This window comes from Rathayibacter sp. SD072 (assembly GCF_017355185.1).
Lineage (GTDB): Bacteria > Actinomycetota > Actinomycetes > Actinomycetales > Microbacteriaceae > Rathayibacter.
The window spans coordinates 51,478-65,441 of the sequence record NZ_JADILJ010000009.1 but is presented as its reverse complement, the minus strand read 5'-3'; the positions used below and the strand labels follow the sequence as shown (position 1 = coordinate 65,441).

Genomic DNA, 13,964 nt, shown 5'->3' with positions numbered 1-13,964 from the left:
CGCGGGCGGGGGCGCGATGGTAGCCCCGTTCGAGCCTCGAGCGCTACGCCCTTCCCGCCGCTCCCGCCCCCTGCCCAGACTGGCCACTGCCGCACGAACCGGTCCCACCCGATCGGCGAGGGCGGCGCACCCACCATCCCCCGACTCGATCCTGGAAGGGACTGACGATGTCCACCATCGATCCCGATTCACCTCCGTTCGGCAACGGCGCGGCCAACTACGGCGCGACCGAGGCGAGCTACGACACCACGACGACCACCGGGACCACCTCCGGGAGCACCAGCGGCTCCGGAACCTCCGGGGCGGTCGACACCGCCAAGCAGGCCGCGGGCACCGCGAAGGAGCAGGCCGGCTCCGTCGCCGGCGACGCCAAGCAGGCTGCCGGAGACGTCCTCTCCACCGGCAAGGACGAGGCGGCCAACGTCGCCCACGAGGCGAAGGTCCAGGTCAAGGACCTGCTCGACCAGAGCCGCGGCCAGCTGACCGAGCAGGCGCACGCCCAGAAGGACAACGCCGCCAAGGGCGTCCGCGCCTTCAGCCAGGACCTCACGTCGCTCGCCAACGGCGAGGGCGGGAGCAACGCCGCCACGAACCTCGTCTCGCAGCTCGCCGACCGCGCCCAGGGCGTCGCGTCCTGGCTCGAGGACCGCGAGCCCGCCGAGCTGCTCGAGGACGTCAAGTCCTTCGCGCGCCGCCGCCCGGGAGCCTTCATCCTGATCGCCGCGGCCACCGGGCTCGTCGGCGGGCGCCTCATCCGCGCTCTCACCTCCGAGGCCAAGGACGAGAAGGAGGCCGCCGCCTCCACGTCCGGCCCCGAGTTCGCAGCGCCGAGCGCGTCGACCCTCGACACGACCTACCCGGGCAGCACCTACACCGGCACCACCGGTGGCAGCTCGCTCGAGCGCGACCACCTGCCGACCGAGCCGATCGCCGACCCGCTCAGCGTGCCGCCGACCTCGACCGGCGGCACCTACTCGAGTGGTGACACCTTCCCGGGCGGAGGCCGGCTGTGAGCGATCCGACCGGAGCGCATCGCGCCGGGTTTGGCGAGCCGACCCCCGACGAACGCGCAGCCACCACGTCGCTGGGCGATCTGCTCGGCGAGGTCTCCCGCGACCTCTCCACCCTGATCCGTCAGGAGATGGCCCTCGCCAAGGCCGAGATCAAGGAATCCGCCGGCAAGGCGGGCAAGGGGGCAGGCCTCCTCGGCGGCGCCGGGTACGCCGGCGCGATGGCCGTGCTGTTCCTCTCGATCGCCCTCTGGTGGGGCCTGGGCCATCTGATCGACAACGGCTGGTCCGCCGTCGTCGTCGCGGTGATCTGGGGCATCATCGCCGCGGTCCTCTACTCCATCGGGCGCAAGAGCCTGAAGCAGGTGGAGGGCGCTCCCGAGACGGTCGACTCCCTCAAGAAGATTCCCGAATCACTCAAGCCGAACGGGGCAGGACGATGACGTACGACGCAGCACAGAACAAGACCGCGGACGAGATCCGCGCCGACATCGAGCGCACCCGCGGAGAGCTGGGCACCGACGTGGACGCGCTGGCCGAGAAGGTCAGCCCCCACGCCATCGCGCAGCGCCAGACCGACAAGGTGAAGAACGCCGTCGGCTCGGTCCGCGACCGGGTCATGGGCAGCGTCCACGACGCGACCGACTCCGTGTCGGGCAGCGTCTCGGGCGCGGGCGACTCCGTCAAGGGCGCCGCCGGCTCGGTCAAGGGCAAGGCCGAGGGCAACCCGCTCGCGGTCGGGCTGATCGCGCTCGGCGCCGGCCTCCTCGTCGCCTCCCTCATCCCGGCGTCCAGCGCCGAGAAGCAGGCGGCCTCGAAGGTCAAGGAGTCGGCCCAGCCGGTCGTCGACAAGGTGACCGACGCCGCGAAGGAGGCCGCGAGCGAGCTCCAGGAGCCCGCCAAGCAGGCCTTCGCCTCCGTCAAGGAGACCGCGACCGACGCCGCCGCGAACGTCAAGGACGCCGGCACCTCGGCGACCGAGGACGTGAAGGACTCGGCCCGTGAGGCCAAGCACGCGGTGCAGGAGAACGGACAGGCGTAGCCTCTCCCTCCCACGCCGGAAGGGCGGCGGATCCTCGGATCCGCCGCCCTTCCGTGTTCCCGTCAGCCCCGCAGCGGCGCTGATCCGGCTTTCGTGGTGCGGTCGCCGAGCCCGTCGAGCAGCTCGCGGAACGCGTCCTCGGCCGAGCGCGTCGGCTCCCAGCCGAGCACCTCGCGCGCCCGGTCCGTCGACATCACCGGCACGTTGGTCGCGATGTCGATCCATCCGGCGTCCGTCCGCTGGATGCGCAGGTGCCAGGTGGCGGTGACGAGCGAGCGGATCAGGCCGGTCGGCGCCGGGATCCACCGCGCGCCGACGAGGTCCGCGATCCGCTTCGGCGTGAGCACCGGCTCCGCCGCGATGTTGAACGCCCCGCCTGCCCGCCGGTCGATCGCCCGCCAGAAGGCGTCGGCGACGTCGTCCGCGTGCACGGCCTGGAAGATCATCGTGCGCGGCAGCGGCAGCACCGGCGGCCGGATCGCTCCGAGCCACCGCGTCGGGTAGCGGGGTCCCGCGAAGAGACCGGCGATCTCGGTGGCCGCGGCCTTCTGGAACACGATGCCCGGCCGCAGCCGCGTGACGACGATCTCCGGATGCTCCGCCTCGAACACGTCGAGCGCGCGCTCGTTCGCCGCTTTGTGCATGCTGTACGTCGACGTGTGCAGCCCGCCGGTGGGCCAGCTCTCGTCGACCCGCTCCGACTTGGGCGCCGCGCTGTAGGCGCCGACCGAGGAGGCGACCAGCACCTGGCCCACCCCGCTGTCGGCCGCCGCCTCGAGCACCTTCGCGGTGCCTCCCACGTCGACGAGCCGCTGGAACGCCGGGTCGTGGCTGGGCTGGATCGCCCAGGCGAGGTGCACCACCGCGTCGACGCCCGCGAACGCCTCGCGCAGCTGCCGCGGCGCCGCACTCGAGGCGACGTCGATCTCCTTCCACGTCGCTCCCCGGTACTCGGAGGAGTCGGGGCGGGGCGCTCGGCGCGCGATGCCGACGACCTCGACCGACTCCTCCCCCTCGAGCCTGCGCAGCAGCGCCGTGCCCAGATTGCCCGTCGCTCCGACGATCGCGATCCGCATGTCGATGTCCTTCCCCGGGCGGCAGGCGCCGCCGTGGTTCGAGGCTAGGCAGTGGTGCTGGAGGGACGCGGCGGCTTGACAGGTCGCATGCCGTCGATGCGCTCTGACTACTGCTCTCTCCGCGTGAGGAGCTGGTTCATCGACTCGATTCGCACTCTTCTTGGCGATCATCCCTCCCTCGAACTGGGAGAACGTGGCGCGCCGCTCGAGACCAGGGCGTCCAGCCGGCGCGGGGCGACCGCCGAAGGGATCGGCTCAGCCGGTGATCGTTGGCCCTTGCACACCGGCTGAGCCGCCGTCAGCCGCTCAAGAGCAGGTGCTTCCCGTGGTGTAGGCGAGGTAGTGCGCGTTGCCGGTCCCCGGATTCTCGAAGTCGCCCTGGGTGGCCGTGACGTCGGTGGCGACCACGGCGCCGTTGATGTTGTAGAGGGTGCCGTTGAGGAGCCAGCCGGAGGTGCCGACCGGCTGTGCACCTGCGGGGACCGCAATCGCCGTGGTCGCACTTCCGCCCGTGTTGGTCCGGAAGTAGCGGAAGGTACCTTCGGAGGAGGTGGAGTACGCGAGGTAGTCCGCATTGCCGGTACCGGAGTTCTCGAACTCACCGCTGGCCGCGGTGACGTCGGTCGCGACCACCTCGCCGAACTTGTTGTAGAGCGTCCCGTTGAGGAGCCACCCCGACACGCCGACGGGCTCCGCACCGGAAGGGACTGGGATCGCCGTCGTGGCGGTTCCTCCCGTGTTCGTGAGGAAGTACAGGAAGGCCGTGCCTGTGCTCGTCGTATAGGCGAGGTAATGCGCATTGCCAGTTCCGGCGGAGGAGTTCTCGAAGTCTCCTTCGGCTGCGGTGACGTCGGTCGCCACGACGGCGCCGTTGATGTTGTAGAGAGTCCGGTTGAGGAGCCAACCGGACGTGCCGACGGGCTTCGCGCCCGTGGGAACCGGAATAGCTGTAGTGGCGCTTCCTCCCGTGTTGGTTCGGAAGTAGCGGAAGGTGCCTCCGGAGGAGGTGGAGTAGGCGAGGTAGTCGGCGTTGCCGGTGCCTGCGTTCTCGAATTCGCCGTTCGCCTCGGTGATGTCGGTCGCGACCACCTCGCCGAACTTGTTGTAGAGAGTGCCGTTGAGGAGCCACCCCGAGACTCCGACCGGCTGGGCCCCGGCCGGGACCGGAACAGCCGTCGTGGCGGTTCCCCCGGTGTTGGTGAGGAAGTACAGGAAGGCCGCTCCGCCGGTGACCGCCACCGGCGCACTGGCCGACGAGGTACCCGGCCCGGACGCCGTGATCGTCGCGGTCCGAGGAGTCCCGTCCGCCTCGACGCCGACGAGAACGACCTCGCCGTTCGCATCCGTCGAGAAGGGGCGCGAGCCGGTCTCTCCGTTCGACCAGGTGAGTCCTGCCGGGAGCGTGACGGTGACAGTCGTGTTGGCGGGCGGCGCGGTCGTGCCGTCCGTGGTCGCCTTGATGACGACGTCCTTCAGCGTGCCGCATGCGGCAACCGTGTAGGGCCCGTTCGTGAAGGCGAGCGTCGGCTTCTCGCCCGACGCCGCTGCGAGCGGGGCGCCGATGGCGGAGGCGACGACCGGGACCGTCCAGGCCGCGCCCGCGACGATCGTGCGGCGCTGGACGCCGTCCGCTCCGGTGAAGGTCGCACCCGCGTGCGGTGCAGAGGAACTGTCGTTCTTGGTCATTCGGATTCCTTACGTCGATGAGAAGAGATGACGTGAGTGATCTTCGACAGAAAGCGACGGAACATCAGCTCTGAATGGAAGACACGCGCGTTCGACGTCCGACCGCGCGCGTCTGACGTACGCCCCTTTGTCGAGGCGCCGAGAGCGGTCGAGTGTGGTCCTATGTCTCAGGGGTGACGGCGCACGGACACCTGGGGGATCGACCGTCCGAATCCGATCAAGGTGGTTCCGTGAGCACCTCCTCCTCCGAGAGGCGTATAGCCCTGACGGGCCCTCCCGCTCGGGACTGGCTGCGTCGACGAGGATGGAGCTTCTCGGACGAGGAAGGCCCGCACCAGCTCTACGCCGATGAGATCCGTCAGCGCGATTTCGTCATCCGACGGCAGTGGACGTCGACTATCTCGGGCCGATGGACAGTGCTCGAACCCGACGTCACTCAGGTCACCCTGGTCATCGAAGGGGACGCCCGAGTCGCGATCGGCGAGAAGGAGAGTCGCCTCCACGGCGGCTTCGCGATCTGGCGAGACGGGGGAGCCGGCGTGGCGCTCCAGTCGCCGACACCTCTCGCACTCATGCAGATCGAGACTGCGAGCATCCCTCGCGACTTCGTCTCGGCCGACCGAGCTGCCGGAGCCGTCTTCGAGGCGCATCCCGCCGTGCGGGAGATGCTCGCCGGCCAGATCTCCGCCACATTGAACTCCGAGATCGAACCGTCGATGAACCAGTTCTCCTATCTGCAGGGATCGATCGAGTACGCGACCATGGCGCTCCTGCTCGGCGTCGACGACACGAGCAGGGGGCGACACCTCCACCAGCGCGCAGTCGACATCATGATCACCCGCGCCGGCGATTCCGGTCTGACTCTCGATGAGATCACCGACGAATTGCGGATCTCGAAATCGCAGTTGCAGCGGGTGTTCAGAAGGGCGGGAACGACGCCTCTCGCCTTTCTGGAAAGACGGAGGATCCTCCTCGCTCGCGCGCTGCTAGAGGAAGGCCGGACCCCGGTGAGCGACGAGATCGATTCGATCGCTCGCCGCTCCGGATTCTCGTCCACTCGGATGATGAAGGACGCGTTCCGGCGGGACGCGGCTCGCGCGCGGAAGGAGTAGCCACCCGACGGGCCCCTCGGCCGGGTCCGCGGGGAGGGCAGCCCTCGCCGCCGCACCGGGAGGGATCGATACCACGTCCGACAGGGGCGCCCGTCGACCGACCGAGCACCCCCCAGGCGCCGCAGCCCCTGCGCCGACGCGCCGTCAGCAACCGCCGGTCCTGTCGGCGGCGATGGGTGCACCGCCGGGGTGCACGTACGACTTCGCCTCGAGCGCGCTCGTGCCCCCCCTGTCCGCGATCCTTGCGGCGCGCGTCCGCCTCGCTCCGATGCGCCTCGACCTGCAGTCGAGGGTCGAGCGGGGATCCCCGCGACGCTCCGGATTCCGCTCCGCCCGGTCGATGAACGAAGCTCTCCGCAGCGGCTCGTGACGCTCAGCCCGCCGAGTGGAGCCCGCGAGCTCGACAGGACGACCGGCTTGCGGGGATGCCACTTCGCAGCGGGACGGAGGACGGAGGCGTGCGCGCTCGCGCAGCGCACGCCTCCGTCGATCAGCTCGGCTTGACCGCCGCGCTCGTCTTGACGAGGGTCGTGTAGCCGACCTTCGTGCCGGTGACCTTGACGGTGATCGACGCGGCCTTGTCGGCGGTGACGAGCTTGTAGGTCGCCGCCGTCGCTCCGGTGATCGCGGTCGTGCCGCGGTACCACTGGTAGCTCAGGGTGACGGGTGACGGCGTCCATGCGGCCGGGGCCGCGGTGAGGGTGTAGCCGACCCTCGCGGTGCCCGAGATCGTCGGGGTCGCGCCGGTCAGCGTTCCCTTCGCGACCGTCGCCGTGGCGGCGCTCGTCTTCGTCGCCGGCGCGAAGCCGGGCTTGGTCGAGGTGACCGAGACGGTGATCGTGGCGCCTGCGTCGGTTCCCTTGAGGACGTAGGTCTTCGAGGTGGCGCCGGTGATGTAAGTGCCGCCGTTCTTCTTCCACTGGTACGTGAGCGTGGTCCCCGCGTCCCAGGTGCCGGGATTCGCGGTGAGGGTTGCGCCGACGGTCTTGGTGCCGGTGATGGTCGGGGTGGGCATGAGGGTCTGCAGCGCGGCCTTGACCGTGGTCGCGGTGCTGGTCTTCGTCAGAGCGGAGTAGCCGGTCTTGGTCCCGGTGACGCTCACCGTGATCGCCGCACCCGCATCGGCGGCGACGAGCGTGTAGGTGGACGCAGTGGCTCCGCTGATCGCGACTCCAGCGCGCTTCCACTGGTACGCGAGGGTCACCGGCGCGGGAGCCCAGGTTCCGGGAACAGCGGTCAGCTTCTGCCCCACGGTCGCCGTGCCGGTGATCGTCGGGATGGGCCCGGTGAGCACGGCGCCGTTCGCGACGGCCGCGGTCGTGGCGCTCGTCTTCGTGGCGGGCGAGAACCCGGGCTTGGTGCCGGTGACGGACACGGTGAGCGTCGCCCCGGCGTCGGCCGCCTTCAGGACGTAGGTCTTCGCGGTGGCTCCCGAGAGGTAGACCCCGCCGTTCTTCTTCCACTGATACGTGAGCACGGTGCCCGCATCCCAGGTGCCCGGGTTGGCCGTGAGGGTCGAGCCGACGATGGTCGAGCCCGAGATCGTCGGAGTGGGCATCAGCGTCATCAGCGGCAGGCCGACCTGCACCGCGGCACTGGTCCGGGTGGCCGTCGTGTAGCCCTGCTTCGTTCCCGTCACGCTGACGGTGAGCGCGGTGCCGGAGTCGGCCGACGCGACGACGTAGGTGCTCCTGGTGGCACCGGTGATCGCGGTGCCGTTGCGCTTCCACTGGTACGAGAGGGTGACCGGCGCCGGGCCCCAGTTGCCCGGGTTCGCCGTCAGGGTGCCGCCGACCGAGGAGGAACCGGTGACGGTCGGCACGGAGTTGGTGAGCGAGCCGAGGGTGACGGCGACGGCGGCGCTGGTGCGTGTCGCCTCCGCGTAGCCGGCCTTCGTGCCGGTGACCTCGACGCTCAAGGTGCCGCTGGAGTAGTCGGGGACGACGTACTGCGAGCCGGTCGCACCCTCGATCGGGTAGCCGTTGTTCAGCCACTGGTAGCTCAGCGCGACGGGCTGAGGGCCCCAGGCGCCGGGCACGGCGGTCAGAGTGTCACCGACAGCACCGGAGCCGGTGATGCTCGGAGTCGGAGAGGTGAGGGTGCCGACGTTCGTCAGCTCCAACTCGAAGTCACCCTCGTAGAAGTCGAAGTTGGCCACCTGAAGGAAGTAGGTCTTGCCTGCTGCCACGGCGAATTCGACGTTGGCGCGCGCGTCCGAGTAGTCGGAGTACCCGGGCTCGGCGGACTGCTCGCTGCAGTCGAGCATGCGACCCGGAGTCACCCCGTCGGAGTCGAAGACGGCGACGTTCATCGGAGAGAAGCTGTCGCCGAGATCCGCCCTGACGCTTCCATTGGACGCTGCTCGGTACTTGTACCAGACCGAGCCCATGAAGGGATTGAGATCGCATCCGGCGTAAGGCTCGTACCAGTTGTTGTCGATCGTGAGGGTGGTACCCGCGATCGTCGTCGGCAGTGTCGTGACCGCGGTGGCCGACGAGTAGGTGGTGTTCAGGATCGGGGCGCTGGCGGAGAGGAAGAACTGAGCGTCCGCGGGGCCCTCGGTCTCGGTCGAGTAGTGATCGACGCTGACCTGGAAGTAGTAGGTCTGCCCGGCCACTGCTTGGACGTGGTTCTGGTCGCGGTACCCCGTTTCGGAGCAGCTGAGACGAGCACCGTCCACGATCGGCCCGTCGATGAAGGCGCTGACGATCGTCGCCGACCGAGGGGCCGAACCACCGAAGGTCAGGGTCTGCCTCTTCGTCGAGACGAACTTGTACCAGGTCGAGCCGTACCCCTGGGTGAAGAACTCCGAGTAGTCCGGATCCGTCGTCCTGCAGGTCGAGTCCTCACCCTCGGACAAGGTCGCGCCCGCGTACGGGGCGTAAGTCGAGAACGGCAGGCTCGCGACGACCGTCGCGTTCTCGCGCAGGTCGTTCGCAGGAGGCGCGACTGCGGCGAGCGCCTGGGGAGCGGCGGCCTCCGGCCCGGCGAGGCGCGCGGCAGGCTCCTCGGTGTGCCAGGCACCCGCGACCGCGGTCGGCGGCTCGGCGGCCGCCGCGACGGCGGCCGGAGCCACGAGGACGCCGAAGCCGACCGCGAGGGCGGTGGCGAGGGCGAGGACCCGCGAGCGGGCAGGACGGAACGAGGGCATGTCGGGACTCCAGGGCGTGCGATCGGGTGGTGGTGCTGCGCCTGCAGAGTCCGAGTGCGTCGAGACCGCGTCCATCGGGGGAGGCGTCTCATCTTGGTGGATTCACAGGCAGCCCGAGGGACCCGTTCGGGGGGGTCCGGTGCACAGCCGACCCGCCTCGAGCCCGCCGCGGCGGCGGTGTGCACGATCCGACGGCGTCGTCGACGGCCGCCGCACACCGCCGCGGTGAGTGGAACCACCTACCACCGAGTCTCCGGATGGGCCCGCGACCTGCACCACGCCCTCGCCCTCGTGATGTCCCGGCGGGACGATCCCGGAGAGCTCACGTCGAGAACGCGGGCGAGGCCTCCGCTCCCGAGTCGGCGGTGTCCGGGCTGCGCGATGCACCGCAGTGTCGCGAGCACGCCCTCGCGCCTCCGGCTGCGAACGTGTGCGCGGTGGAGAGGACGATTCCACGGGCGGCGCCGGTGAGGAGAGTGCTCCGCCTGTCGCTCACCGGTGCGCCCTCGGCTGCGCAGCCGCTCCGGCCGGTCAGAACGTCCGAGCCGCGACGTCCGCTCGGTGGGAAGCGGCGATGAGCTCGCGGAGCCGGTCCGCCGACACGGGCGCCCCCCGGTCCGCCAGGTAGTCCTTCGCCAAGCCCTCGGGGTCGGCGGCGTAGAGGGGCGTGTAGGCGCCGGACTCGGGCTCGGTGCGCCACGACTGGGCCAGCGTCCCCGCGTCGACCGGCTCGAAGCCGAGGTCGTCGACGAGGGCCGCGGCGGCGGCCTTGCCCTGCTCGTCGTCGCCGGAGACCGCGAGGGCGGTGCGGGGCGAGGACCCGGCGAGGGAGGGGATGTGGTGAGCGAGGATGTTGGTGAAGGCCTTGATGACGATCGCGCCGGGCAGCAGCTCCTGCTCGAGCTCGGCGGTCGTCAGCTCGAGGGCGTCGAGGCGGGCGATGCGTCCGTCGCGGTGGGGGTAGTAGTTGCCGGTGGAGAGGACGGTCCTCCCGGCGAGGGCGCCCTCGGGGAGCGCCCGGTAGGCGCCCAGCGGCACGGCGAGGACCGTGATGTCCCCGAACGTCGCGGCCTCGAGCACGTCGCCCGACCGAGCGTTCGGACCGAGTTCGTCGATGAGGTCGCGGAGGGACTCCGGTCCGCGCGAGTTCGCGATGAGCACCTCGTGACCGGCGGCGATCGCCAGGCGGGCGATCCCGCTTCCGATGTCTCCGCCGCCGATGATGCCGATGCGCTTCATGTCCGTCTCCTTCGTGTCGTGATCGTGGTGCTGGTAATGGGTGTGTGCTGGTCGCGGTACCGGTCGGCGCCCCAGGGTCGGGTCGCAGGACCCGTCGCCCCTAGGAGAGGCGGGGGTCGAGGCCGTACTGGTGAGGGGCGCCGAGGTGGTCGCGGAGCGTGGTGCCCTCGTACTCGCGGTGGAAGAGGCCGCGGTCCTGCAGGACCGGGACGACCTGGTCGACGAAGGCGTCGACTCCGTCCTCGTAGACGTCGACCGAGACCCAGAATCCGTCGACCGCGCCGGCTTCGTACCACTCCTGCAGGTGGTCGGCGATGTCCGCCGCCGATCCGACCGGAGTCGGGTGGTAGTCGATGACCCCGTGGGCGAGGATCTCGCGCACGGTCCAGCCCTCCCGGGCGACCTCGAGAGCCCGGCCCGCGCGGGGGTCGCCGGGGCTCGGCCGTGCGGCGACGAGCTCGGCGGGGGTGAGGGGCGTGTCGAGTCGCTCCTCGGTCAGGTGCAGGTTCAGCAGGAGGCCGAGGTAGGGCACGCGCTGCGGGAGGGTGTCCCGCCCGAGGAGCAGGCGCCGGTCGAGGGCGTCGCGGCGGTCCCGTCCGAGTGCGGGCATCACTCCGGCGAAGAACTTCACCTCGTCGGGGTCGCGTCCGGCGTCGGCGGCGGCGCGGCGGAGCATCGTGCGCTGCGCCCGTGCGTCCTCGATGCTGAAGGCGGCGCCGATGACGCCGTTCGCGTAACGCCCTGCGACAGCTGCGCCGTTGCCGCCGCCGCCGGCCTGGAAGATCACCGGCTGCCCCTGCTCCGACGGAGGGATCGCCAGGGGTCCCCGGGAGGCGACGTGACGACCCGCCATGTTCACGGCGCGCACCTTCGACGCATCGGCGAAGCGCCCGGTCTCGGCGTCCTCGATCCAGGCGTCCTCGCCCCAGCTCCCCCAGAGGCCCTGCATGATCTGCACCATCTCGTGCAGACGCTCGTACTTCTCCTGGCGCCCCAGCGCCGCCCTGCCGAAGTTGCCCGCAGCCAGCTCCCCGCTGGTGGGAACAGCGTTCCAGCCGACGCGGCCGTGGCTCATCACGTCGAGCGTCTTCAGCTGCCGGGCGAGGGAGTAGGCGTCGTTATAGGTGGACGAGGCGGTCATCACGAGCCCGATGCGGCTCGTCGCGCGCGCGATCGCGGCGAGGGTGAGGATCGGCTCCATCGAGAACTTCGGCGGATGGCGATCGAGATCGTCCTCGAGCCCGAGTCCGTCCGGCAGGAACAGGAAGTCGAGCAGACCGCGCTCCGCCGCTCGAGCGTGGCGCGCCATCGCATCGAAGTCGGTGTAGCCGGCGCTGTCGACACCGGGCATCCGCCAGGAGTCGGGCTGCGAGCCGTAGCCGTTGCCGAACTGGAGGCCGAGGAGCATGCCGGTGCGAGAGGAGGAGGACGAGCTGGTCACGGTTCCATCGTGCAACGTTCTCACTAATGGCAATGTCAAGAGCGCCGACCGCGGGATCCGTCCGCGGACCGCCGCGACGCGGTGCCGCACGACACCGCCTCCGCTCGCACCTCGGCGACTGTGGGCGGAAGCGGGCGCGGATTCAGCTCGCTCGAGCGGTCTTCGCCTGCAGCGCGGCGTCCAGAGCCTCGATGTACCGCGAGACGGAGTCGCGGTTCTGGATCAGGAAGTCGATCTTCTGCGACATCCGGTCCCGCTCCTCGGTCAGCAGGTCGAGGAGTCCTGGCTCGGGATCGCGGACCACGATCGTCTGCGGCTGATCGAGGCACGGGAGGATGTCGACGATGATGCGCGAGGGGATGCCGGTGTCGACGAGACCGCGGATCTTGTTCACCCGGTCCACGAGGTGATCGCCGTAGTCGCGGTACCCGTTCTCGAGGCGCTGGGGCGAGATGAGCCCTTGCTCCTCGTAGTAGCGGAGCATGCGCGCCGGCACCCCCGTCTTCTTCGCCAGCTCTCCGATCCGCACGATCTCCCTCTCTCCTCGACCTTCACACTATTGGAAACGTTCGATACCGGGTGCAGAGACCGCCCGGTCGCAGTCCTGCGGCGCGCACGCGGAACGTCGCGCGTCCTTCAACGGGAGGGATCCTCCTCGGACCCACGATCCCGACGACGCCGTCCGATGAACAGCGTGCCGATGATGGCCGCGACGGCGATGACACCGGCCGTCACGAAGGCGCCCTCTCCCGCGGAGACGGTCTCGGCGATGGTCAGCCGCGCCGGGTCCGCTGCGTTCGAGCCGATCGTGTAGGCGGAGACGAGGACGGCGCCGCCCGCCGCGCCCGCGAGCTGCTGCACCGTCGTGAAGGCGGCACTCCCGTGGGGGTAGAGCTCCGGGCGGAGGGCCCCCAACGCCAGCGTCGTCGCCGGACCCCACATCATCGCCTGGGCCGCCATCATCACGAGGTACCCGGTCAGGTACGTCCAGACGCTGTCGGCGTCGGACAGGGTGCTGAGGAACCAGATGCTCGCCGCCCAGATCACCGATCCGGGGATCACCAGGGGCAGGGGGCCGAACCGGTCGTAGACGCGGCCACCGAGCGCGGACACGGCCGAGATGACGAGGCCGCCGGGAAGCAGGAACAAGCCGACCGACAGCGTGCTCAGCCCCAGAGCTCCTGTCAGAACGAACGGGATGACGAGCGCGACACCGAATCCGTTCATCGCGACGAACAGCATGATCACCACTGCGACCACGAAGGTCCTGCTCCTGAAGATGCGCATGTCCAGAAGTGCGTTCCCCCGTCGACGGAGCGACACCTGGCGCAGGACGAACAAGCCCACACCCGCCACCCCGATCAGTGCGGGGACGAGGGGAGGCAGCGGCGCGTGACCGGACGCGGACTCCCCGATCAGGGACAGCCCGAGCACCAGTCCCCCGAAGCCGAGCGCGGACAGGACCAGGGACAGCAGATCGAGGGATGCCCGTTCGGGTGCGGTGATGTTCTTCAGCGTCATCGCTCCGACGAAGAGCGCGATCACCGCGAGCGGCAGCACGAGGAGGAAGAGCCAGCGCCAGGGCAGGTAGGTCAGCACCAGGCCCGAGACGGCGGGGCCCACCGCGGGTGCGAGGGCCGGGACCGCCGTGACGATCGCCATGATCCGGCCGCGCCGCGACTCCGGGACGAGCCGGATGGCCGTCGTCATCAGCAGCGGCACGAAGACAGCCGTCCCCGCCGCCTGCACGAGACGTCCGACGAGGAGCACCTCGAAACCCGGTGCCGCCGCCGCGAGGACCGTGCCGACGATGAACACCGACAGCGCGGTCAGGAAGATCGCGCGCAGGTGGAAGCGCCGCATCACGAAGCCGGTCGCGGGGATCAGGACCGCGAGGGTCAGCAGATAGCCCGTCGTCAGCCACTGCCCGGCGGACGGACCGACGCCGAGGTCGACGATGAGGGTCGGCAGGGCCACGCCGAGGAGCATCTCGTTGAGCAGCACGAGGAACGTGGACGCCATCAGCAGACCGATGACGAGCCCGTCCCCCTTCCGGAGTCGATCGGACTGCGGAGGGTGCGCGAGCATGCGGGGAGAAGTGGTCATGGATCCATGCTCAACCTTGACATCAGTGCGAATGTCAAGCGCGAGCTTCCTAGCCCACCCCACCGCCCTCGCGCATCCCCGCGCGCCGCAGCCACCGGCTG

The 13,964-nt window shown here is 70.2% G+C and carries 11 protein-coding genes; 4 read left to right on the top strand and 7 right to left on the bottom strand.

Annotated elements, in window-relative coordinates; translation table 11 throughout:
* Positions 1-167 precede the first annotated feature (167 nt).
* From IOC53_RS05745 to IOC53_RS05735, 3 genes are read left to right on the top strand one after another with little or no spacing between them, the layout of a single operon-like run.
* Positions 168-1,013: a hypothetical protein gene (locus IOC53_RS05745; protein ID WP_207403405.1), complete on the top strand. Its 846-nt coding sequence runs from the start codon at positions 168-170 to the stop codon at positions 1,011-1,013.
* Positions 1,010-1,453 carry a phage holin family protein gene (locus IOC53_RS05740; RefSeq protein WP_207403404.1) on the top strand — a complete coding sequence of 148 codons (444 nt, stop codon included), beginning with the start codon at positions 1,010-1,012 and terminating at the stop codon, positions 1,451-1,453. Before IOC53_RS05745 ends, IOC53_RS05740 begins: the two co-directional genes overlap by 4 nt.
* Positions 1,450-2,052, top strand: a complete 603-nt coding sequence (locus tag IOC53_RS05735; protein WP_207403403.1) for a DUF3618 domain-containing protein — start codon at positions 1,450-1,452, stop codon at positions 2,050-2,052. Before IOC53_RS05740 ends, IOC53_RS05735 begins: the two co-directional genes overlap by 4 nt.
* A 62-nt stretch (positions 2,053-2,114) precedes the next feature.
* Here IOC53_RS05735 and IOC53_RS05730 read toward each other — a convergent pair whose 3' ends face one another.
* Complete coding sequence (locus tag IOC53_RS05730) at positions 2,115-3,128, bottom strand: NAD-dependent epimerase/dehydratase family protein (protein WP_207403402.1); 1,014 nt, start codon at positions 3,126-3,128, stop codon at positions 2,115-2,117.
* A gap of 306 nt (positions 3,129-3,434) precedes the next feature.
* A complete protein-coding gene (locus tag IOC53_RS05725; protein ID WP_207403401.1) occupies positions 3,435-4,814 on the bottom strand; it encodes a hypothetical protein in 1,380 nt (459 codons plus the stop codon).
* 665 nt (positions 4,815-5,479) lie between these two features.
* Between IOC53_RS05725 and IOC53_RS05720 the strand changes: the two genes are divergently transcribed.
* Complete coding sequence (locus IOC53_RS05720; RefSeq protein ID WP_242682983.1) at positions 5,480-5,926, top strand: helix-turn-helix domain-containing protein; 447 nt, start codon at positions 5,480-5,482, stop codon at positions 5,924-5,926.
* Between the two features lie 490 nt (positions 5,927-6,416).
* On the opposite strand, the gene IOC53_RS05715 is transcribed toward IOC53_RS05720, so the two are convergent.
* From IOC53_RS05715 to IOC53_RS05695, 5 genes are all read right to left on the bottom strand, one after another.
* The gene (locus IOC53_RS05715) at positions 6,417-9,077 is read right to left on the bottom strand and encodes a hypothetical protein (protein WP_207403399.1); all 2,661 of its coding nucleotides are present in this window, start codon (positions 9,075-9,077) and stop codon (positions 6,417-6,419) included.
* A 531-nt stretch (positions 9,078-9,608) separates the two neighbouring features.
* Positions 9,609-10,316, bottom strand: coding sequence for an NADPH-dependent F420 reductase (locus tag IOC53_RS05710; protein ID WP_207403398.1), 708 nt, complete (start codon positions 10,314-10,316; stop codon positions 9,609-9,611).
* A gap of 100 nt (positions 10,317-10,416) precedes the next feature.
* Entirely contained in the window at positions 10,417-11,757 is a 1,341-nt protein-coding gene (locus IOC53_RS05705) for an NtaA/DmoA family FMN-dependent monooxygenase (RefSeq protein ID WP_307786078.1), read from the bottom strand.
* Positions 11,758-11,899: 142 nt separating this feature from the next.
* A complete protein-coding gene (locus tag IOC53_RS05700) occupies positions 11,900-12,286 on the bottom strand; it encodes a MerR family transcriptional regulator (protein WP_207403397.1) in 387 nt (128 codons plus the stop codon).
* Between the two features lie 107 nt (positions 12,287-12,393).
* Positions 12,394-13,863, bottom strand: coding sequence for a DHA2 family efflux MFS transporter permease subunit (locus IOC53_RS05695; RefSeq protein ID WP_207403396.1), 1,470 nt, complete (start codon positions 13,861-13,863; stop codon positions 12,394-12,396).
* Positions 13,864-13,964: the final 101 nt, after the last annotated feature.

Excerpts from the sequence above, each read along its gene's own strand:
- IOC53_RS05745 (WP_207403405.1), top strand. The coding sequence starts at position 168 with ATGTCCACCATCGATCCCGATTCACCTCCGTTCGGCAACGGCGCGGCC.
- IOC53_RS05735 (WP_207403403.1), top strand. The coding sequence starts at position 1,450 with ATGACGTACGACGCAGCACAGAACAAGACCGCGGACGAGATCCGCGCC.
- IOC53_RS05730 (WP_207403402.1), bottom strand. The coding sequence starts at position 3,128 with ATGCGGATCGCGATCGTCGGAGCGACGGGCAATCTGGGCACGGCGCTG.
- IOC53_RS05725 (WP_207403401.1), bottom strand. The coding sequence starts at position 4,814 with ATGACCAAGAACGACAGTTCCTCTGCACCGCACGCGGGTGCGACCTTC.
- IOC53_RS05720 (WP_242682983.1), top strand. The coding sequence starts at position 5,480 with ATGCTCGCCGGCCAGATCTCCGCCACATTGAACTCCGAGATCGAACCG.
- IOC53_RS05715 (WP_207403399.1), bottom strand. The coding sequence starts at position 9,077 with ATGCCCTCGTTCCGTCCTGCCCGCTCGCGGGTCCTCGCCCTCGCCACC.
- IOC53_RS05710 (WP_207403398.1), bottom strand. The coding sequence starts at position 10,316 with ATGAAGCGCATCGGCATCATCGGCGGCGGAGACATCGGAAGCGGGATC.
- IOC53_RS05695 (WP_207403396.1), bottom strand. The coding sequence starts at position 13,863 with ATGACCACTTCTCCCCGCATGCTCGCGCACCCTCCGCAGTCCGATCGA.